Annotated in this window: 20 protein-coding genes; 19 read left to right on the forward strand and 1 reads right to left on the reverse strand. The window is 67.1% G+C overall.

All coding sequences use genetic code 11. The features are described from left to right. The 18 genes from F6S12_RS23520 to F6S12_RS23605 all read left to right on the forward strand — a co-directional run. On the forward strand, window positions 1-1554 hold a 1554-nt coding region (locus tag F6S12_RS23520), incomplete at its 5' end, for an AMP-binding protein (protein WP_315869369.1). Window positions 1555-1619: 65 nt separating this feature from the next. Next, window positions 1620-2354, forward strand: coding sequence for a glycosyltransferase family 2 protein (locus F6S12_RS23525; RefSeq protein WP_065364853.1), 735 nt, complete (start codon window positions 1620-1622; stop codon window positions 2352-2354). Further along, on the forward strand, window positions 2351-3307 hold the full coding sequence (locus F6S12_RS23530) for a hypothetical protein (RefSeq protein WP_015633885.1): 957 nt from the start codon (window positions 2351-2353) through the stop codon (window positions 3305-3307). The genes F6S12_RS23525 and F6S12_RS23530 overlap by 4 nt, the downstream gene beginning before the upstream one ends. Continuing rightward, a complete protein-coding gene (hutH, locus tag F6S12_RS23535) occupies window positions 3288-4832 on the forward strand; it encodes a histidine ammonia-lyase (RefSeq protein WP_123431211.1) in 1545 nt (514 codons plus the stop codon). The genes F6S12_RS23530 and hutH overlap by 20 nt, the downstream gene beginning before the upstream one ends. After that, entirely contained in the window at window positions 4825-5250 is a 426-nt protein-coding gene (locus F6S12_RS23540) for an acyl-CoA thioesterase (RefSeq protein WP_011058845.1), read from the forward strand. The genes hutH and F6S12_RS23540 overlap by 8 nt, the downstream gene beginning before the upstream one ends. Then, window positions 5247-5927 (forward strand): outer membrane lipoprotein carrier protein LolA, encoded by a 681-nt coding sequence (locus tag F6S12_RS23545; RefSeq protein ID WP_019095194.1) that lies wholly within the window; start codon window positions 5247-5249, stop codon window positions 5925-5927. The genes F6S12_RS23540 and F6S12_RS23545 overlap by 4 nt, the downstream gene beginning before the upstream one ends. Continuing rightward, window positions 5911-8253: an MMPL family transporter gene (locus F6S12_RS23550; RefSeq protein ID WP_315869370.1), complete on the forward strand. Its 2343-nt coding sequence runs from the start codon at window positions 5911-5913 to the stop codon at window positions 8251-8253. Before F6S12_RS23545 ends, F6S12_RS23550 begins: the two co-directional genes overlap by 17 nt. Then, window positions 8247-9437, forward strand: a complete 1191-nt coding sequence (locus F6S12_RS23555) for a sodium:proton antiporter (RefSeq protein WP_072452077.1) — start codon at window positions 8247-8249, stop codon at window positions 9435-9437. The genes F6S12_RS23550 and F6S12_RS23555 overlap by 7 nt, the downstream gene beginning before the upstream one ends. Beyond that, window positions 9424-10671 (forward strand): NAD(P)/FAD-dependent oxidoreductase, encoded by a 1248-nt coding sequence (locus tag F6S12_RS23560; RefSeq protein ID WP_315869371.1) that lies wholly within the window; start codon window positions 9424-9426, stop codon window positions 10669-10671. The genes F6S12_RS23555 and F6S12_RS23560 overlap by 14 nt, the downstream gene beginning before the upstream one ends. After that, a complete protein-coding gene (locus F6S12_RS23565; protein ID WP_019095190.1) occupies window positions 10668-11429 on the forward strand; it encodes a class I SAM-dependent methyltransferase in 762 nt (253 codons plus the stop codon). Before F6S12_RS23560 ends, F6S12_RS23565 begins: the two co-directional genes overlap by 4 nt. After that, a complete protein-coding gene (locus F6S12_RS23570) occupies window positions 11426-11911 on the forward strand; it encodes a DUF3261 domain-containing protein (RefSeq protein ID WP_212805877.1) in 486 nt (161 codons plus the stop codon). The genes F6S12_RS23565 and F6S12_RS23570 overlap by 4 nt, the downstream gene beginning before the upstream one ends. Next, the gene (locus F6S12_RS23575; protein ID WP_077933235.1) at window positions 11908-13104 is read left to right on the forward strand and encodes a beta-ketoacyl-[acyl-carrier-protein] synthase family protein; all 1197 of its coding nucleotides are present in this window, start codon (window positions 11908-11910) and stop codon (window positions 13102-13104) included. The genes F6S12_RS23570 and F6S12_RS23575 overlap by 4 nt, the downstream gene beginning before the upstream one ends. Beyond that, window positions 13101-13574 (forward strand): hotdog family protein, encoded by a 474-nt coding sequence (locus F6S12_RS23580; protein ID WP_011058837.1) that lies wholly within the window; start codon window positions 13101-13103, stop codon window positions 13572-13574. The genes F6S12_RS23575 and F6S12_RS23580 overlap by 4 nt, the downstream gene beginning before the upstream one ends. Beyond that, the gene (gene fabG, locus F6S12_RS23585; RefSeq protein ID WP_011058836.1) at window positions 13571-14299 is read left to right on the forward strand and encodes a 3-oxoacyl-ACP reductase FabG; all 729 of its coding nucleotides are present in this window, start codon (window positions 13571-13573) and stop codon (window positions 14297-14299) included. Before F6S12_RS23580 ends, fabG begins: the two co-directional genes overlap by 4 nt. Beyond that, window positions 14299-15525, forward strand: a complete 1227-nt coding sequence (locus tag F6S12_RS23590; protein WP_011058835.1) for a beta-ketoacyl-ACP synthase — start codon at window positions 14299-14301, stop codon at window positions 15523-15525. Before fabG ends, F6S12_RS23590 begins: the two co-directional genes overlap by 1 nt. 25 nt (window positions 15526-15550) lie before the next feature. Continuing rightward, a complete protein-coding gene (locus F6S12_RS23595; protein WP_011058834.1) occupies window positions 15551-16000 on the forward strand; it encodes a hypothetical protein in 450 nt (149 codons plus the stop codon). Between the two features lie 62 nt (window positions 16001-16062). Then, window positions 16063-16509, forward strand: a complete 447-nt coding sequence (locus F6S12_RS23600; RefSeq protein WP_015633874.1) for a hypothetical protein — start codon at window positions 16063-16065, stop codon at window positions 16507-16509. Window positions 16510-16701: 192 nt separating this feature from the next. Further along, window positions 16702-17193: a hypothetical protein gene (locus F6S12_RS23605; protein ID WP_053148683.1), complete on the forward strand. Its 492-nt coding sequence runs from the start codon at window positions 16702-16704 to the stop codon at window positions 17191-17193. On the opposite strand, the gene F6S12_RS23610 is transcribed toward F6S12_RS23605, so the two are convergent. Then, window positions 17161-18060 carry a LysR family transcriptional regulator gene (locus F6S12_RS23610; protein ID WP_011058831.1) on the reverse strand — a complete coding sequence of 300 codons (900 nt, stop codon included), beginning with the start codon at window positions 18058-18060 and terminating at the stop codon, window positions 17161-17163. The two genes, F6S12_RS23605 and F6S12_RS23610, sit on opposite strands and share 33 nt — an antisense overlap. 119 nt (window positions 18061-18179) lie before the next feature. Here F6S12_RS23610 and F6S12_RS23615 point away from each other — a divergent pair, with 119 nt between their 5' ends. Next, window positions 18180-19448 carry an MFS transporter gene (locus tag F6S12_RS23615; protein ID WP_409999847.1) on the forward strand — a complete coding sequence of 423 codons (1269 nt, stop codon included), beginning with the start codon at window positions 18180-18182 and terminating at the stop codon, window positions 19446-19448. The last annotated feature ends 43 nt before the right edge of the window (window positions 19449-19491 follow it).

The raw sequence follows: 19491 nt of genomic DNA on the forward strand, positions 1-19491 counted from the left end.
CTGCAAGCCCGTGGCGTACGGCGCCTGGCGGTGCACCTGGAAGACGCCGTGGAACTGGCGGTGGCCCTGCTCGGCGCCTGGCGTGCCGGGGCCAGCGTGCTGCTGCCCGCTGACCTGCAAGCCCAGACCCGCCAGCGCTGGTCGAGCGAAGTCGACCTGTGGCTGACCGACCAGGACACGCCCCTGCACCAGTTGCAGGCCAGCCCCCTGGCCCCGGCCGTGCTGGACCTGGACACCTGCCAGTTGAGCCTGTGCACCTCCGGCTCCAGCGGCGAACCCAAGCGCATCGAGAAGAACCTGCGGCAACTGGCCAACGAGGTCGTCGCCCTGGAACACCTGTGGGGCGCCGACCTGGGCCAGGCCTGGATCATCGGCAGCGTCGCCACCCAGCACATCTACGGCCTGCTGTTCCGCGTGCTCTGGCCACTGTGCGCCGGGCGGCCTTTTGTACGCCGCCAGCTGCCATTTCCCGAAGACCTGCAACGGGCCAGCCGCGAGTGCCCGGCGTTTGCCTGGGTGGCGAGCCCGGCCCTGCTCAAGCGCATGGGCGACAACCTCGACTGGCCGGCCCTGAGCCAGGTACGGCGGGTATTTTCCTCCGGCGGAGCCTTGCCCGCCGAAGCGGCCGCCGGCCTGCACCAGCGCCTGCAGCAATGGCCGACGGAAATCCTCGGCAGCTCGGAAACCGGCGGCATCGCCTGGCGCCAGGGGCCAGGCCTGTGGCAGCCCTTCGCCGATGTACGGCTGAGCCAGGATGCCGACGGCGCGCTGTTGATCGCCTCGCCCTACCTGCCGGCCGGGCATGTGGAACACACGGCCGACGCCGCGCGGATCGCCGCCGACGGGCGCTTCGAACTGCTGGGGCGCCTGGATCGCATCGTCAAGCTGGAAGAAAAACGCATTTCCCTGCCCATGCTTGAGCAGGCCCTGGCCAGCCACGAATGGGTGGCGGAAGCGCGGCTCGGGGTGATCGAAGACAACCGCGCCTACCTCGGCGCCCTGCTGGTGCTCAGCGAGCCCGGCCTGCATGCCCTGCGCAACCAGGGCCGGCGCCACCTGACCCAGGCCCTGCGCCAGCACCTGGCCGGGCATTGCGAAGCCCTGGCCCTGCCCCGGCGCTGGCGCCTGGTGCGGCAACTGCCGCTGAACAGCCAGGGCAAGCTGCCCCAGGCGCAAGTCCAGGCCCTGCTGCTGGCTCCACGCCCGCAAGCCCCGGAAGTGCTGGAGCAACGGCAGCACGAGGAGGAGTGGCAGCTGCAACTGGCCATTCCGCCGGACCTGGCGTACTTCAGCGGGCACTTCCCCCAGACCCCGGTGCTGCCGGGGGTGGTGCAGGTGGACTGGGCCCTGGCCCTGGGCCAGCAACTGCTGGAGCTGCCGGGCCGCTTCGCCGGCATGGAAGTGCTGAAGTTCCAGCAACTGGTACGCCCCGGCGACCGCATCCAGCTGAACCTGCGTTTCGATGCCCAGCGCCAGAAACTGTATTTCGCCTACCTCAATGACGGGGCTCCCTGCTCCAGCGGGCGGATCGTCCTGGAGGCCAGCTGTGGATAAGTTGTACGGCGTCGCGCCCAGGACTCGCTGGCAAGCCAGCGCTTACGCTGAAGGGGCCCGCTGCCATGCATAAGCCTTGCGCGGTGATCCCGGTCTACAACCATGAAACCGCCGTGCCGGCGGTGGTCGAGGCGCTCCTGGCCCGCGGCCTGCCCTGTGTCCTGGTGGACGACGCCAGCAGCCCCCAATGCGCGGCGGTGCTGGAGCAACTGGCCGGCCGAGACCAGGTGTTCCTGATCCGCCTGGCGATCAACCAGGGCAAGGGCGGCGCGGTCATGGCCGGCCTGCGCGAAGCCGCGCAGCTGGGCTTCAGCCATGCCCTGCAAGTCGATGCCGATGGCCAGCACGACCTCACGGATGTGGATAACTTCATCCAGCACTCCCAGGCCCACCCCGAGGCGCTGGTCTGCGGTTATCCACAGTACGACGCCAGCGTGCCCAAGGGGCGCCTGTATGCCCGCTACCTGACCCACGTGTGGGTCTGGATCAACAGCCTGTCACTGCAGATTCCCGATTCCATGTGCGGCTTCCGGGTCTACCCCTTGCCACCGACCCTGGCCCTGCTGGACTCGGTGCAACTGGGCCGGCGCATGGACTTCGATCCGGAGATACTGGTGCGCCTGGCCTGGCGCAACCAGCCCATGCGCTGGCTGCCGACCCGGGTCCACTATCCCCAGGACGGCCTCTCGCACTTTCGCCTGTTCCATGACAACGCGCTGATCTCGAAGATGCACGCCAAGCTGTTCTTCGGCATGTTGGCGCGCCTGCCGCTGATCCTCTGGCGCCGGTGGCGTCCATGAGCCAGGAGCAACCCAAGGAGCCCGGCAACGAACACTGGGCCGGCCATCAGGAGCGCGGCAGCTTCTGGCTGATGAAGCTCACCGCCCTGGGCGTGCGGGTGCTGGGGCGCCGGCTGCTGAGCCCGGTGCTGTACGCCATCGTGTTCTACTTCTTCCTGTTCGGCCGCCGGGCCCGGCGCAGCATCTGGCAGTACCAGCAGCACCTGGCCCAATGGAGCGGGCGCGACGAGTTGCGCCCCAGCCACTGGCGGGTGTTCGGCCAGTTCATGGCCTTTGCCGATGCCCTGCTGGACAAGCTCGACGTGTGGAACGGCAAACTGCGCATCGAACAGATCGAGATCGTCGACCCGGCGCAACTGCGCCACCAGCTGCGCGGCGAACGCGGGCAGATGCTGGTGGGCGCGCACCTGGGCAACCTGGAAGTGTGCCGGGCCCTGGCCGAGCTGGGGGAGCAGGTGACCATGAACGTGCTGGTGCACACCAAGCACGCCGAACGCTTCAACCGCCTGCTGGGCGAAGCCGGGGCCAGCAACCTGCGGCTGATCCAGGTCAGCGAGCTGGACCCGGCGATCATGCTGCAACTGAGCCAGCGCCTGGATCGCGGCGAATGGCTGGCGATTGCCGGGGACCGCGTGCCGCTGCACGGCGGGCGCAACGTGCGGGTGGATTTCCTCGGCCACCCGGCCGCCTTCCCCCAGGGCCCCTGGCTGCTGGCCGGGCTGCTCAAGTGCCCGGTCAACCTGCTGCTGTGCCTGAAACAGCAAGGCCGCTACCAGGTGATCCTCGAGCCCTTCGCCGACGCCGTGCAGTGGAAACGCAATGACCGCCAGCAGGTGATCGCCCAGTGGACCGCCCGCTACGCCGAGCGCCTGGGCCAGTACTGCCTGCAAGCCCCGCAACAATGGTTCAACTTTTACCCATTCTGGAAGACCGATGACGACCTCGACCCATGAGCCGGTAACCTTCGGCGAACACCCCCTGCGCATCGAAGACGTGCTGGCCCTGGCCAACCGCCAGGTGCCGACGCGCCTGCAAGGCGACGCCGCCTGGCGCCAGCGGATCGCCAAGGGCGCGCAGTTCCTCGACTCCCTGCTGGACAAGGAAGGGGTGATCTACGGCGTGACCACCGGCTACGGCGACTCTTGCGTGGTGGCGGTGCCGCTGCAGCACGTCGAGGCGCTGCCGCGCCATCTGTACACCTTCCACGGTTGCGGCCTGGGCAAGCTGCTGGACGCCCAGGCTACCCGCGCGGTGCTGGCGGCGCGCTTGCAGTCGCTGTGCCACGGAGTTTCCGGGGTGCGCGTGGAACTGCTGGAGCGCCTGCAGGCCTTCCTCGACCAGGACATCCTGCCGCTGATCCCGGAAGAGGGCTCGGTGGGCGCCAGCGGCGACCTGACGCCGCTGTCCTATGTGGCGGCCACCCTGTCCGGGGAACGCGAGGTGATGTTCCGCGGCGAGCGGCGTGAGTCCGCCGACGTGCACCGCGAGCTGGGCTGGGAACCCCTGGTGCTGCGGCCCAAGGAAGCCCTGGCGCTGATGAACGGCACCGCGGTAATGACCGGGCTGGCCTGCCTGGCCTTTGCCCGGGCCGACTACCTGCTGCGCCTGGCGACCCGCATCACCGCCCTCAACGTGGTGGCCCTGCAGGGCAATCCGGAACACTTCGACGAACGCCTGTTCGCCGCCAAGCCGCACCCGGGGCAGATGCAAGTGGCCGCCTGGCTGCGCCAGGACCTGGCGATCGACGCGCCGACCGCGCCCCTGCATCGCCTGCAGGACCGCTACTCGCTGCGCTGCGCCCCCCATGTGCTGGGGGTGCTGGCCGACAGCCTGAACTGGCTGCGCGGTTTCATCGAGACCGAGCTCAACAGCGCCAACGACAACCCCATCATCGACGCCGAGGCCGAGCGCGTGCTGCACGGCGGGCACTTCTATGGCGGGCACATCGCCTTCGCCATGGACAGCCTGAAGAACCTGGTGGCCAACGTCGCCGACCTGCTGGACCGGCAACTGGCCCTGCTGGTGGACGTGCGCTACAACCACGGCCTGCCGAGCAACCTTTCCGGCGCCAGCGCCGAGCGCGCCATGCTCAACCACGGCTTCAAGGCGGTGCAGATCGGCGCCAGCGCCTGGACCGCCGAGGCCCTGAAAAACACCATGCCGGCCAGCGTGTTCTCGCGCTCCACCGAGTGCCACAACCAGGACAAGGTGAGCATGGGCACCATCGCCGCCCGGGACGCGATCCGCGTGCTGGAGCTCACCGAACAAGTGGCCGCCGCCACCTTGCTGGCGGCCAACCAGGGGGTCTGGCTGCGCAGCCAGGAAGCCGATGCCCGGCCTCTGCCACCAGCCCTGGATGCCATGCACCGGCAACTGGCCGAGGACTTCCCACCGGTGATCGAGGACCGCGCCCTGGAGCGCGAGCTGCGCCTGTGCCTGCAACGCATCGCCGAACAACACTGGAGGCTGCATGCGTAGCAAGGGAGTGATCCACGCCGACACCCAGATCCAGGTGCCCTTCTTCGACGTCGACACCATGCACGTCGTCTGGCACGGGCATTACGTCAAATACCTGGAGGTCGCCCGCTGCGCCCTGCTGGACAAGCTCGGCCACAACTACCAGCAGATGCTCGAATCCGGCTACGCCTGGCCGGTGATCGACCTGCAACTGCGATACGTGCGCGGCGCGGTGTTCGGCCAGACCCTGAACGTGCGCGCCAGCCTGGTGGAGTGGGAAAGCCGGCTGAAGATCAATTACCTGATCACCGACCAGGCCACGGGCGAGCGCATGACCCGCGCCAGCTCGGTGCAGGTGGCCGTGGAGATCGCCAGCCGGGAAATGCAACTGGCCTCGCCCAAGGTCTTCACCGATGCCGTCGCGAGGGCCTTGCCATGAAGGTAGGAGCGAGCTTGCTCGCCAAGAGGGTCGGTCTGCCTGCCAGCTGCATGAGGCTGCGTACCGTGGTGCGGCGGTTCGCGAGCAAGCTCGCGCCCACGCTCTTGGTGCTCTGGTGTGTGCCGGGGCTGGCCCAGGCCTTCGACCTGCAACAGTTGAGCGATCAGCTGTCGCGGCCGGAGGTGATCCACGGTCGTTTCATCCAGGAAAAACACCTGCGGGCCCTGCCCCAGCCATTGACCAGCAAGGGTCACTTCGTGCTGGCGAAAAACCATGGCCTGCTGTGGCTGCTGCAGACCCCGTTGCAACAGGACTACCGCATCACTGCCCAGGGCATCGCCCGGCGCGATGGCGGCGGCTGGCAGATGCTTCCCGGCAAGAGCGCCGGGGCCGAGCAGAACCGCCTGTTCCTCGCTGTGCTGCAAGGCGACAGCAGCGGCCTGCAGCGGGACTTCGAACTCAAGCTGCAAGGCAGCGCGCAGAACTGGCAGTTGCAACTGATCCCCCGTTCCCTGCTGCTGAAACAGATCTTCAACCAGATCAACATCGACGGCGGCGAGCTGGTGCAGCGCATCGAACTGCTGGAAGCCCAGGGCGACCGCACCCTGCTGATCATGCAGGACAGCAGCAGCGCCCAGCCGCTCAGTGAAACGGAGCAACATGACTTTGCCGAGTGAACGCTGGCTGCCGCGGTTTTTCCTGATTCTGCTGACCCTAGTCCTGGCCCTCGGTGCCTGGCAATGGCGCCATGGCGCGCCGCTGTCGGCCAACCTCATGGAACTGGTACCCGGCACCGCCCCGGATGCCCTGGAGCAACAGGCCGAGCAACGCATGCAGGAACCGCTGAACCGGGAAATCCTGGTGCTGGTGGGGCATGCCGAACGTCAGCAGGCAGTGGCCATGGCCCGGCAACTGGCCGAGCAATGGCAGGCCAGCGGGTTGTTCGAGAAGGTCCAGTGGAACCTCCAGGCCGACCTGCCGGCGCTGCGCCAGCAACTGTTGCAGGGCCGCCTGGCGATGCTCGGGGCCAAGGATCGCGAGCAACTGGCCCAGCAGCCCCAGGCGTTTATCCAGCAACGGGTGCAGAGCCTGTTCGACCCGTTCGGCGGCTTTACCCTGGTGCCCAGCCAGGATGACTGGCTGGGCCTGACCGGACGCATCCAGAACAGCCAGCCGCAACACGGCGCGGTGCAGCTGGACATCGGCAGCGGCGCCCTGGTGGCCGAGGCCGACGGCCAGCACTGGGTATTGCTGCGGGCCCGCACCGGCGGCAACGCCTTCGACATGCAACTGCCTCTGCAAGTGGCTGACCTGCTGCGCCACAGCCGTGAGCAGGCCAGCCAGCGACAGGTACAACTGTTGGCCGCCAGCGGTTTGCTGTACGCCGCCAACGGCCAGCAACAGGCCACCCGGGAAATCACCTGGGTCGGCGGCGGCGCCACCCTGGGCATCCTTTTGCTGTTGCTGCTGGCCTTCCGCCGCTGGCGTGCCCTGCTGGCCTTCGTCCCGGTGCTGGTGGGCATGCTGTTCGGCGCCGTGGCCTGCGTGGTGCTGTTCGGCCGCATGCACGTAATGACCCTGGTGCTGGGGTCGAGCCTGATCGGCGTGGCCGTCGACTACCCCCTGCACTACCTGTCCAAGAGCTGGAGCCTGAAACCCTGGCGCAGCTGGCCGGCCCTGCGCCTGACCCTGCCGGGGCTGAGCCTGAGCCTGGCCACCAGTTGCATCGGCTACCTGGCCCTGGCCTGGACCCCGTTCCCGGCCTTGACCCAGATTGCCGTCTTCTCCGCCGCCGGCCTGGTGGGCGCCTACCTGGCGGCGGTGTGCCTGCTGCCGGCACTGCTCAAGGGGGTGCAACTGCGCCCGGCGCATTGGCCGCTGCAAGTGGCCCAAGCCCTGCTGCAGGCCCGCGCGGCCTTGCTCAAGCGGGTGCCCAGCCCGGTGCTGCTGGTATTGCTGGCGCTGTTCTGCGCCGCCGGCCTGTGGCAGCTCGAGAGCAAGAACGACATCCGCCAATGGGTCGGTGCACCGCCGCAGTTGCTGCAGGAAGCCCAGGCCATTGCGCGGATCACCGGCTATCAGCCCACCAGCCAGTTCTTCCTGGTGCGCGCCACCGATCAGCAGCAACTGCTGGAGCGCCTGGAGGCCCTGGACCTGCGCCTGCAACAGCTGGTGAACCTGGGCAAGCTCAAGGGCTACCTGTCGCTGAACCAGTTGCTCAGCCAACCGACCGAACAACAGCAGGTGCGCGAAGCCCTCAAACAGCTGCCGCGTTTCTGGCAGCCGCTGCTGGACCTGGGGGTGCCCCTGGCCGCCCTGCAAGCGGAGCTGGAACAGCTGCAGCAATTGCCGGTGGAAGACCTCGACGCCGCGCTTTCCGGGCCGCTGGCCGAGCCCTATCGCCCGCTGTGGCTGGGAGCCAACGCCAACGGCGTGGCCGCCATGGTCAGCCTGCAGGGGCTGAACGACGCCGCCCTGCTGCGAATCCAGGCCGATGATCTGCCAGGGGTGCAACTGGTGGACCGCCTGGGTGAGCTGAACCGGGTATTCGCCGCCACCCAGGTCAGCGCCGCCGAACTCAAGCTGGCCTCCTGCGTGCTGATCGTGCTGCTGTTGATCCTGCCCTTCGGCCTCGGCGGCGCCTTGCGCCTGGTGGCCCTGCCCCTGCTGGCAGCCCTGTGCAGCCTGGCCAGCCTCGGCTGGCTGGGCCAGCCCCTGACCCTGTTCAGCCTGTTCGGCCTACTGCTGGTGACGGCCATCAGCGTCGACTACGCGATCCTCATGCGCGAGCAGATCGGCGGCGCCGCGGTGAGCCTGCTGGGCACGCTGCTGGCGGCCCTGACCACCTGGCTGTCGTTCGGCCTGCTGGCCATTTCCAGCACCCCGGCGGTGAGCAACTTCGGTCTGGCGGTCAGCCTGGGGCTGGCCTTCAGCTTCATCCTCGCGCCCTGGGCCGGCCACAGGCCGCACCCGGCGCCCGACGCAGAGCGTGCAGCATGCTGACCCTGCTGTTCTGGCTACTGGCCCTGGCGCTGTTTGCCCTGGCCACCCACATCGGCCGGCGCCTGGGCCTGATCCCGATTGTCAGCCAGCTGCTGCTGGCGACCTTCGGCCTGCCGCTGCTGATGCTGCTGTGGATCGAACCGCACTGGCAGCTAAGTGGTGCGCAGCTGGTTTCGCCGCAGTGGCTCAAGCATCTGTACAGCCTGAGCTTTGCCTTGCTGCTGGGGCATATCCTCAGTGACGTGATCGACCTGCGCCTGGACCGCCAGAGCCTGAAGATCGCCGTGCCGAGCTTTGGCATTCCCTTCGCCTGCGGCCTGGCCACCGCCTTCTGGCTACTGCCGGCGCAACCCTGGATCAGCTCCCTGGCGGTCGGCCTGCTGTTCGCCATTACCGCGATCCCGGTGCTCTACCTGTACCTGCGGCACATCCAGTACCCGCCCGCCGCCACCCGGCGCCTGGTGCAGACCGCGATCCTCATCGACCTGACCTGCTGGAGCCTGTTCGCCCTGGCCCAGGGCAGCCTGCACCTGAGCAGCCTGCTGCTACCTCTGGCCGGTGCCTGCCTGCCCCTGGTGCTGCGCGGCCTGGGCCTGCGCCAGCCGCTGCTCTACAGCCTGGGCTTTTTCGGCCTGCTGGTGGTGGCCGAGCACTACCGGCTCAATGCGCTGATCTTCGGCATCGGCTACCTGCTGTGCATGGCCGCCCTCAAGCTGGCGCTGGTGCTGCCGTTACAGGCTGCCTGGATGAACCGCTTGCAGACCTACATCGCCATCCCGCTGATCCTGACCTTCGGCATCGTGCAGATCGATGTGCACAGCGCCATGGGCAGCCTCGGCTGGGTGCAACTGGCGGCCCTGCTGCTGTTGCCGATTGCCAGCAAGCTGCTGGGCAACTGGCTGGGCCTGGGCTGGGCAGGCGCTTCCTTTACCGGCGCCAGCCGCTGGCGGGAAAGCCTGCTGCTGAACATTCGCGGCTTGAGCGAGATCGTCTTTCTCAACCTGCTGCTGCAACAACAGTTGATCAGCCCGGCGCTGTACTTCGCGCTGATGCTCATGGGCCTGATCGCCACCCTGCTGCCGGCCCTGGCCGGAATGCACCGAACTCCCCAGGCGGCGCCCCACGCTGCCCCCTTGAACCTGAACATCGCCAAACCGGCAAGGAGCCCCAGTGCCAACAGTTGAAATGGAACGTCGCCAAGTCGTGGTGATCGGTGCCGGCCCCTCGGGGGCCATCGCGGCCGCGCTGCTCAAGCGCCAGGGCCACGACGTGCTGATCGTCGAGCGGCAACATTTCCCGCGTTTCTCCATCGGTGAAAGCCTGCTATCCCACTGCCTGGATTTCGTCGAGGAAGCCGGGATGCTGGAGGCGGTGCAAGCCGCCGGCTTCCAGCTCAAGAACGGCGCGGCCTTCGCCTGGGGCGAGCACTACAGCACCTTCGATTTCGGCGACACCTTCAGCAACGGCAAGCCCACCACTTTCCAGGTGCAGCGAGCCGATTTCGACAAGTTGCTGGCCGACCAGGCCGCCCTGCAAGGGGTGGAGATCCGCTACGGCGAAGAGATTGTCGCGGTGGATGTGGAGCGACCTTTGCCGCAGCTCGATTGCCGCCGTGAAGACGGCAGCCAGTACCGCATCGAAGCCGACTTCATCCTCGACGCCAGCGGCTACGGCCGAGTCCTGCCACGCCTGCTGGAACTGGAAGCACCGTCGAACTTTCCGGTACGCCGAGCGGTGTTCACTCATGTCGAAGACCGCATCGACTGCGAGCACTTCGACCGCAACAAGATCCTCATCACCACCCACCCCGAGCACCGCGACATCTGGTTCTGGAGCATCCCCTTCAGCAACGGCCGCTGCTCGGTAGGGGTGGTGGCCGCCCAAGAGCATTTCGCCGGGCGCGATGGCGACCTGGACGCCTGCCTGCGGGGCTTCATCAGCGAAACCCCGAGCCTGGCCAAGGTGCTGCAATACGCCGAGTGGGACACCCCGGCACGGACCATCGGCGGCTACTCGGCCAACGTCAGCACCCTGCATGGCCCGGGCTTCGCCCTGCTGGGCAACGCCGCGGAATTCCTCGACCCGGTGTTCTCTTCCGGGGTGACCATCGCCATGCGTTCCGCGAGCATGGCCGCCGCCGTGTTGCACCGGCAGTTGCAGGGCCAGGGCGTCGACTGGGCGACGGAGTTCGCCGAACCGCTGAAACGCGGCGTGGACACCTTCCGCTGCTACGTCGAGGGCTGGTACGCCGGTACTTTCCAGGACGTGATCTACCATCCGGGCAGTTCCCCGGAAATCCGCCGCATGATCAGCTCGATCCTCGCCGGTTATGCCTGGGATGAACGCAACCCTTTCGTCAGCGAGCCCAAGCGCCGGCTCAAGGCCCTCTCGGAAGTCTGTGCGAGGGACCGCGCATGAGTGAGCAAACCAGCCAGTACCTGAGTGACAGCTACGTCGAGGAAACCCGCTTCGGCTTCTGGTTCCTGCGCAGCCACACCTGGCAGCACCATGTGCTGCGGGTGGCGATCAATGACCTGCGCTCGCTGTTCGATGGCGAGCTGCCCCGGCATCCGGTGTTGCTGGACGCCGGTTGCGGCCAGGGCAAGTCGTTCCAGTACCTGCGCCAGGTGTTCGCCCCGCAGCGCCTGATCGGCCTGGACGCCGACCCCCACAGCCTCAAGCTCAGCGCCGAGGAAGCCCGGCGCCAGCAGATGCAGGTGGAGTTGATCGGCAGCGACTGCGCGACCCTGGAACTGGCCGACGCCAGCGTCGACCTGCTGTTCTGCCACCAGACCTTCCACCACCTGGTGGAACAGGAAAAAGCCCTGGCCGAGTTCTACCGGGTGCTCAAGCCCGGGGGTTACCTGCTGTTTGCCGAATCCACCGAGGCCTATATCGACACCTGGGTGATCCGCTGGCTGTTCCGCCATCCGATGCATGTGCAGAAAAGCGCCGCCCAGTACCTGCAGATGATTCGTCAGCAGGGCTTTGAATTCGGCCCGCAGAACGTGTCTTATCCCTACCTGTGGTGGAGTCGCGCCAAGGACTTCGGCCTGCTGGAGCGCTTCGGCCTGCGCCAGCCGCCGCCGGTGGGCCAGCGCGAGGAAACCCTGGTCAATGTGGTGGCCCGCAAGCCGCTCGCTCCCCCTGTTGCCGAGGAAGGTCCGTCCGAATGATCCGTGCCCTGCTGCTCGGTTGTGTCCTGTTGCTGAGCGCTTGCGTCAGTCAGGCTCCGCTGCCCGAGCGCACGCCCTCGCTGGTGCTGCCGTTGCAGCTCCACGTACAGCGCCAGCTTCAGGACCAGCGCCAGGACTGGCTGCTGGTGATCCAGGCCGAAGGCCCGGACCTGCGCTGGTCGCTGATGGACCCGCTGGGCATTCCCCAGGCCCGTCAGCGCCTGGTGGGCGGACACTGGCAGGCCGACGGCCTGCTGCCACCCAACCCGGAGGCCCGGGAGATGTTCGCGGCCCTGCTGTTCGCCCTGACGCCTGTGGCCGAACTGCAGGCCAATTATCCGCACGCCCGGCAACAGGGCGCCCAACGTACCCTCGGCCCGCGCTGGCGAGTCGACTATCAACACGCTCTGGATTTCACCTTGAACCTGCCCCAAGGCCCGCACTACCACATCACGGCTCTGAGCACCGAGGCCACGCCATGACGGCTTACCTCAACGCCCTCGGGGTGATCTGCGCCCTGGGCCGCAATCGCCAGGAAGTCGCCCGCAGCCTGTTTGCCGGCGACTGTTCGGGCATGCGCGACGAAAGCCACTGGGTGCCCGAGCGCACCTTGCCGGTGGCGGCAGTGCGCAGCCCGCTGGCGGGCATGCCGGCGGGCCTCGAAGCCCAGAACAGCCGCAACAACCAGCTGTTGCTGGAGGCCACCCGGCAGATCGAAGGCGACATCCAGCAGGCCATCCAGCGCTACGGCCATGGCCGCATCGGCATCGTCCTGGGCACCAGCACGTCGGGCATCGACGAAGCCAGCCGGGGCATCGCCCGTTACCTGCAGGACCGGCAATTCCCGGCGGGCTACGACTACCGTCAGCAGGAGCTCAGCGCGCCGGCGAACTTCCTCGCCCAATGGCTGCAACTCTGCGGCCCGGCCTATGTGATTTCCACCGCCTGTACCTCCAGCGCCCGGGCCCTGATCAGTGCCCGGCGCCTGCTCGATCTGGGCCTGTGCGACGCCGTGCTGTGCGGCGGGGTCGACAGCCTGTGCAAGCTGACCCTCAATGGTTTCACAGCCCTGGAGGCGGTCTCCGGGCAACGCTGCAACCCCTTTTCCCGCAACCGCGACGGGATCAACATCGGTGAAGCGGCGGTGCTGTTCCTCATGAGCCGGGAGCCTGCCGGCGACGCCCCTGTTGCCCTGCTGGGCGGTGGCGCCAGCTCCGACGCCTACCATATTTCCGCCCCGGCCCCCGATGGCCGCGGCGCCCTGCAGGCCATGAGCCAGGCCTTGCGCAGCGCCGGCCTGCAGCCACAGCAGATCGGCTACCTGAACCTGCACGGCACCGCCACCCAGCACAACGACGCGATGGAAAGCCTGGCCGTGGCCCAGCTGTTCCCCGAAGGCGTGCCCTGCTCTTCGACCAAACCCATGAGCGGCCATACCCTGGGGGCCGCCGGGGCCCTGGAGGCGGCGTTCTGCTGGCTGGCCCTGAGTACCGACAACCCCGGCCTGGCGCTGCCGCCCCATGTCTGGGATGCCCAGGCCGACCCGGCTTTGCCGCCACTGCGCTGGGTCACCCCGGACGATCGCCTGGCCCCCCACGCACCGCGCCGCCTGATGAGCAATTCCTTCGCCTTCGGCGGCAACAACGTCAGCCTGATTATCGGAGACGCCCCATGATTGACTGGCCGCTCGCCGAGTTGCTGCCCCACGCCGGGGACATGATCCTCATCGATCAGGTCCTGGCCTTTGATGAAGAACAGATCCGCACCCGCCTCGAAGTTCGCCCCGGTGGCCTGTTCAACCGCCCCGACGGCAGCCTGCCGGCCTGGGTCGGCGTCGAGCTGATGGCCCAGAGCGTGGCCGCCTACGCCGGTTGCCGCGCCCGCCAGCAAGGCTTGCCGGTGGAGCTGGGCTTTCTTCTGGGCACCCGCAAATTCGAATGCAATGTCGAGCACTTCCCCCTCGGCAGCACCCTGGAAATCCATGCCCTGCGCTCTCTGGAAGACGACAACGGCATGGGCGTGTTCGAGTGCCACCTCAGTGGCCCCGGCATCACCGCCAGCGCGCGCCTGAACGTGTTCCGTCCGCCCCAGGCCGCCGACTACCTGCATGAAACACCTGCCTCTTCTACAGGAACACCGTCATGACTGACTCCGTACTGGTCACCGGCTCCAGCCGTGGCATCGGCCGTGCCATCGCCCTGCGTCTGGCCCGGGCCGGGTATGACCTGGTGCTGCACTGCCGCAGCGGCCGCACCGAAGCCGAAGCCGTCAGGGGCGAAGTCCAGGCCCTGGGCCGCAGCGCCCGCGTCCTGCAATTCGATGTATCGGACCGGGAGGCCTGCCGGGCTGCCCTGGAGGCCGATGTCGAAGCCCATGGCGCCTATTACGGCGTGGTGCTCAACGCCGGCCTGACCCGCGACGGCGCCTTCCCGGCCCTCAGCGAAGAGGACTGGGACCAGGTGCTGCGCACCAACCTCGACGGTTTCTACAATGTCCTGCACCCGGTGATGATGCCCATGATCCGCCGCCGCGCAGCCGGGCGCATCGTCTGCATCACCTCGGTCTCGGGGCTGATCGGCAACCGTGGCCAGGTCAACTACAGCGCCTCCAAGGCCGGCGTGATCGGCGCCGCCAAGGCCCTGGCCATCGAGCTGGGCAAGCGCAAGATCACCGTCAACTGCGTGGCCCCGGGGCTGATCGACACCGCCATGCTGGATGAAAACGTGCCGGTGGAAGAACTGCTGAAAATGATTCCCGCGCAGCGCATGGGCACCCCGGAAGAGGTGGCCGGCGCGGTGAATTTCCTGATGTCCGCCGAAGCGTCCTACATCACTCGCCAGGTGCTGTCGGTGAACGGGGGCCTGTGCTGATGAAACGTGTGGTCGTCACCGGCATGGCCGGCATCACCTCCCTGGGCAGCGACTGGGCCAGCATCGCCGAGCGCTTTGCCGCCAACCGCAGCGGCATCCGGCGCATGGACGAGTGGGACAGGTTCAGCGAACTCAACACCCGCCTGGCCGGCCCCATCGATGACTTCCAGGTGCCCGGGCACTGGACCCGCAAGCAGCTGCGCAGCATGGGCCGGGTTTCGCGCCTGGCCGTGGGCGCCGCCGAGCAGGCCCTGGCCGACGCCGGGCTGCTGGGCGACCCGTCGATCAAGGACGGGCGCATGGGCGTGGCCTGTGGTTCTTCCACCGGCAGCACCGACGAGATCAAGGCCTTCGGCAACATGCTGCTCAACTCGGTGGCCGAGGGGCTCAACGCCAACTCCTACGTGCGCATGATGCCCCACACCACCGCCGCCAATATCAGCATCTTCTTCGGCCTGACCGGGCGCCTGATCCCTACCTCCAGCGCCTGCACCAGCGGTAGCCAGGGCATCGGCTACGCCTATGAGGCGATCAAGTTCGGCCGCCTGCCGCTGATGCTCGCCGGCGGCGCCGAGGAACTGTGCCCCACCGAAGCCATGGTGTTCGACGCGCTGTATGCCACCAGCCTGAAGAACGATGCGCCGCACACCAGCCCGCGCCCCTACGACAGCGGCCGTGACGGCCTGGTGATCGGCGAAGGTGGCGGCATGCTGGTGCTCGAGGAGCTGGAGCACGCCCTGGCCCGTGGCGCGCGCATCCACGCGGAAATCGTCGGCTTCGGCAGCAACGCCGACGGCCAGCACACCACCCGCCCCGAACAGAGCACCATGCGCCGGGCCATGGAGCTGGCGCTGGAGGATGGGGCCCTGGCCCCGGAGGCCATCGGCTACGTCAACGGCCATGGCACCGCCACCGAGCAAGGCGACATCGCCGAGACCCTGGCCACCAGCAGCCTGTTCGGCAGCCGCATGCCCATCAGTTCGCAGAAGAGTTTCCTCGGCCACACCCTGGGCGCCTGCGGCGCGCTGGAATCCTGGTTCAGCATCGAGATGCTCAACCGCGACCTCTATGTGCACACCTGCAACCTGGATCAGGTCGACCCCCGCTGCGGCGAGCTGGACTACCTGCAGGGAGGCTTTCGCGCCATGAGCCACGAATACGTGATGAACAACAACTTTGCCTTTGGCGGCGTCAACACCTCGTTGATCTTCCGCCGCTGGTCCTGATGCCTCACCTCACTGGAGAAATGGAATGTCTTCCCTGTTTCGCGCCACCCTCATCGTCCTTGCCCTGCTGAGCGTCACCGCTTGTACCAGCAAGCGCATGTACACCCCCAACCGGGTGCTCCCGGCCACCATCCAGGCCGACCAGGAGCAGGTCAAGCAGGCGATCCTGAAGAACCTCGTAGCCCGCAAGTGGACCGTGCAGCGCATCAGCCCGGAGCTGATCCAGGCCGAGATCACCGTGCGTCAACAGTTCCACGCGGAGATCGATATCCAGTACTCCGCCAGCTACTACAAGATCGTCTACCGCGACAGCCGCGACATGGACTACAAGGACGGCAAGATCCACAAGAACTACATCCGCTGGGTGCGCCTGCTGGACAAGGGAATCCTGCGCGAACTGCGGGACAACCAGAACGAGCGGGCCGCGCAACAGCTGTCGGACGCCGCGGCCAAGAGCTTCCCGGCCGCACAATGAGCCCTTCCCTGTGACCCTGGTCACAGGGCTGCTTCACCCCCTTTGATGTCATGGAGAATGCGATGCGTTTGAAGACACTGGCGGCCACCGCCACCCTGCTGCTGTGCACCCTGCCCGGCGTCAGCCAGGCCCGCGATACCACCCTGTACCTGCCCTTCGACAAGGTCGTGGCCGAGGCCATCAGCACCGGCAAGATCGACGGCAGCGTGAAGTTCTACCTGGCAGGCAACAAGCCGGCCGGCAAGGTCAGCGTGCTGAGCCCCGGCGCCGTGACCAACAAGAAGACCAATGCCTTCGGCAAGGCCGACCAGGTGGCCTGCGAGTGGGCCTTGCAGTCGGCACTGATCACCCTGCATGAAGCGGCGAAGAAAGTCGGCGCCAACGCCGTGACCGACATTGCCAGCTTCTACAAGAGCCACGAGCGCAAGGACGCCACCACCTATGAGTGCCATGCCGGCGCCATCATGGCTGGTGTAGCGCTGCGCGGGGATCTGTCCAAGGTCCAGTGAGCTGCGGCTGACAACGAAAAGGGCGCCTGGGGCGCCCTTTGCGTTTCCGGGATTTTTCCGGAAGCGCGCCAATCGCCGTCTACACTCGCAACAGCAGGCCGGGTCACCGCCGCCTGCGGGAGCCAAGTGGCGCGATCGGGCATCGGCCGGCGTGACAGTGGCGCCCCTTTCACGTCCGTCAAGGAGCCGACCATGCAAGTGAAAGCACTGATTGCCCTGGCCCTGCTAACGGCCCTGAGCCCCGCCAGCCAGGCCACCAACCTGATGTACATGCCCTTCGAGAAAGTCGTGGCCGACGCCGAGCGCGCCGGGCGCCTGGATGGCAGCGTGAGCTTCCATCTGGCCGGCAACCCACTTCCGCCGGTGCTCCAGGTGCGGCTCACCGAAGTCACCACCAACAAGAAGACCAACGCTTTCAACAAGAGCGATATCGCCGCCTGCGAATGGGCCCTGCAGTCGGCCCTGATCACCCTGCAAGCCGCGGCCAAGCGGGTCGGCGCCAACGCGGTGACCAATATCGTCAGCTACTACAAGCACCACGTGCGCAAGGACCTCAACACCTACGAATGCCATGCCGGGGTACTGATGGCCGGAGTGGCCCTGCGCGGCGACCTAGTGAACCTGCAGGCCCCGGTGCGGCCCAACAGCCCCTCAGGGCGTAGCCCCGGTCTTGCGCGTCAGTAGCTCGACAAAGGCCTTGGCCATGGGCGAAGCCTGATCCTTGCGCTGCACCAGCCACACCGCCGACATCGCCGCCGGGTCCAGCAGGCGGCGATAGACCACGCCGTCGATGCGCATGCGCTGGTAGGACGCCGGCAGCACCGACACCCCCAACCCCGCCGCCACCAGGCCAATGATGGTCATGGCTTCCGCCGCCTCCTGAGCGAAATGCGGGGTAAAGCCGGCATCCCGGGACAGGCTCAGCAACTGCGCATACAGGCCGCTGCCATAGCTGCGGGGGAAAAACACAAAGGGCTCATGGGCCAGCTCCGCCAGGTGCAGCCCCTCTTCGCTGCCACTGGCCAGCGGGTGCTTGGAACTGAGCACCGCCACCAGCGGCTCGCGCAGCAGCTCCACCACCGACAGCGAATCCGGCAGGGGCAAGGGCCGCATGATGCCGACCTGGATCGCCTGGTCCACCAGGGCCTCGGCCACCTGGGTGCTGCTCATTTCCTTGAGCTTGAGGTGTACCGCGGGAAAGCGCTGGCGAAAGGCGAAGATCGCCTGGGGAATGGTCGAATTGAAGGGCGCCGACGAGGTGAAGCCGATCTTCAGTTCCCCCAGCTCGCCCAGCTGCGCACGCCGCGCCACGTCCGCCGCCTTGTCCACCTGGGCCAATACCAGCCGCGCCTCTTCCAGGAACAGGCGCCCGGCCTCGCTGAGCTCGACCCGACGATTGGTGCGTTCGAACAGGCGCGCCCCCACCTCCTGCTCCAGCGCCTGGATCTGCTGGCTCAGGGGCGGTTGGGAGATGCCCAGCACCTGGGCTGCACGGCCAAAATGCAGTTCTTCGGCGACAGCGATGAAGTAGCGCAGGTGACGCAGTTCCATGAGGGCCTCATTAAGTCTTAAAACCTATCAAACAGGTCGAACAATATATTGGAAAGAATCATTAGCCAGCTATATGCTTTTTCCATTGCCTGACCGGCTGCGTTCCCCCGAGGTCCCCCGTGAAATCCGCTGTTGCCGCTGTTGCCCCCTCCGCCCACGAACCCCCTGCCACGCCCCTGGACGAGGTGGTCGCCCAGCTCAACGAGGCCTATATCGAAAAAGGCACGCCGATGTTCATGCGCACCGTGCTGGCGCTGTTCTCCGGCGGTTTTGCCACCTTCGCCCTGCTGTATTGCGTACAGCCGATGATGCCGCTGCTGTCCCGGGACTTTTCCATCAATGCCGCCCAGAGCAGCCTGATCCTCTCGGTCGCCACCTGCATGCTGGCCATCGGGTTGTTGATCACCGGGCCGGTTTCCGACCGCATCGGTCGCAAGCCGGTGATGGTCGCCGCCTTGCTGGCCGCCGCCCTGTGCACCATCGCCAGTGCGCTGATGCCGAGCTGGCACGGGGTGCTGCTGATGCGCGCGCTGGTGGGCCTGTCCCTGAGCGGGCTGGCAGCGGTGGCCATGACTTACCTGAGCGAGGAGATCCACCCCCAGCACATCGGCCTGGCCATGGGCCTGTACATCGGTGGCAACGCCATCGGCGGCATGAGCGGGCGACTGATCACCGGGGTGCTGATCGACTTCGTCAGCTGGCACACGGCGATGCTGGTGATCGGCGGCCTGGCACTGATCGCTGCCGCGGTGTTCTGGCGCATCCTTCCCGAATCACGCAATTTCCGCCCCCGTTCGCTGCACCCGCGCAGCCTGCTGGACGGCTTTGCCATGCACTTTCGCGATGCCGGCCTGCCCTGGCTGTTCCTCGAAGGTTTCCTGCTGATGGGGGCATTCGTCACCCTGTTCAACTACATCGGCTACCGCCTGCTGGCCGAGCCCTATCAACTGAGCCAGGCCTGGGTCGGGATGCTGTCGGTGGTGTACCTCTCGGGCATCTACAGCTCGGCGAAGATCGGCGCCCTGGCCGACCAGCTGGGCCGGCGCCGGGTGCTCTGGGGCACCATCGTGCTGATGCTGGCGGGGATCGCCCTGACCCTGCTGACCCCGCTGTCCCTGGTGCTGATCGGCATGCTGCTGTTCACCTTCGGCTTCTTCGGTGCCCACTCGGTGGCCAGCAGCTGGATCGGCCGTCGCGCCACCAAGGCCAAGGGCCAGGCGTCGTCGCTGTACCTGTTCAGCTACTACGCCGGCTCGAGCATTGCCGGCACCGCCGGCGGGGTGTTCTGGCACCTGGCGGGTTGGAACGGCATCGGCCTGTTTATCGGCGCCTTGCTGATCGGAGCCCTGTTGATCGCCATGAAACTCGCCAAACTCCCCCCTTTGTAGGAGCAGGCTTGCCGGCGAAGTGCTCCGCCAGGCAGGCGCAGGT

The sequence above is a fragment of the Pseudomonas sp. JV245A genome, from assembly GCF_032424515.1.
Lineage (GTDB): Bacteria > Pseudomonadota > Gammaproteobacteria > Pseudomonadales > Pseudomonadaceae > Aquipseudomonas > Aquipseudomonas protegens.

Bases quoted from the DNA above. Each gene is read 5' to 3' on its own strand.
- F6S12_RS23550 (WP_315869370.1), top strand. From the start codon at position 5,911: ATGACTTTGCCGAGTGAACGCTGGCTGCCGCGGTTTTTCCTGATTCTG.
- F6S12_RS23580 (WP_011058837.1), top strand. From the start codon at position 13,101: ATGATTGACTGGCCGCTCGCCGAGTTGCTGCCCCACGCCGGGGACATG.
- hutH (WP_123431211.1), top strand. From the start codon at position 3,288: ATGACGACCTCGACCCATGAGCCGGTAACCTTCGGCGAACACCCCCTG.
- F6S12_RS23575 (WP_077933235.1), top strand. From the start codon at position 11,908: ATGACGGCTTACCTCAACGCCCTCGGGGTGATCTGCGCCCTGGGCCGC.
- fabG (WP_011058836.1), top strand. From the start codon at position 13,571: ATGACTGACTCCGTACTGGTCACCGGCTCCAGCCGTGGCATCGGCCGT.
- F6S12_RS23605 (WP_053148683.1), top strand. From the start codon at position 16,702: ATGCAAGTGAAAGCACTGATTGCCCTGGCCCTGCTAACGGCCCTGAGC.
- F6S12_RS23545 (WP_019095194.1), top strand. From the start codon at position 5,247: ATGAAGGTAGGAGCGAGCTTGCTCGCCAAGAGGGTCGGTCTGCCTGCC.
- F6S12_RS23610 (WP_011058831.1), bottom strand. From the start codon at position 18,060: ATGGAACTGCGTCACCTGCGCTACTTCATCGCTGTCGCCGAAGAACTG.
- F6S12_RS23595 (WP_011058834.1), top strand. From the start codon at position 15,551: ATGTCTTCCCTGTTTCGCGCCACCCTCATCGTCCTTGCCCTGCTGAGC.
- F6S12_RS23530 (WP_015633885.1), top strand. From the start codon at position 2,351: ATGAGCCAGGAGCAACCCAAGGAGCCCGGCAACGAACACTGGGCCGGC.
- F6S12_RS23565 (WP_019095190.1), top strand. From the start codon at position 10,668: ATGAGTGAGCAAACCAGCCAGTACCTGAGTGACAGCTACGTCGAGGAA.
- F6S12_RS23540 (WP_011058845.1), top strand. From the start codon at position 4,825: ATGCGTAGCAAGGGAGTGATCCACGCCGACACCCAGATCCAGGTGCCC.
- F6S12_RS23555 (WP_072452077.1), top strand. From the start codon at position 8,247: ATGCTGACCCTGCTGTTCTGGCTACTGGCCCTGGCGCTGTTTGCCCTG.
- F6S12_RS23525 (WP_065364853.1), top strand. From the start codon at position 1,620: ATGCATAAGCCTTGCGCGGTGATCCCGGTCTACAACCATGAAACCGCC.
- F6S12_RS23570 (WP_212805877.1), top strand. From the start codon at position 11,426: ATGATCCGTGCCCTGCTGCTCGGTTGTGTCCTGTTGCTGAGCGCTTGC.
- F6S12_RS23600 (WP_015633874.1), top strand. From the start codon at position 16,063: ATGCGTTTGAAGACACTGGCGGCCACCGCCACCCTGCTGCTGTGCACC.
- F6S12_RS23590 (WP_011058835.1), top strand. From the start codon at position 14,299: ATGAAACGTGTGGTCGTCACCGGCATGGCCGGCATCACCTCCCTGGGC.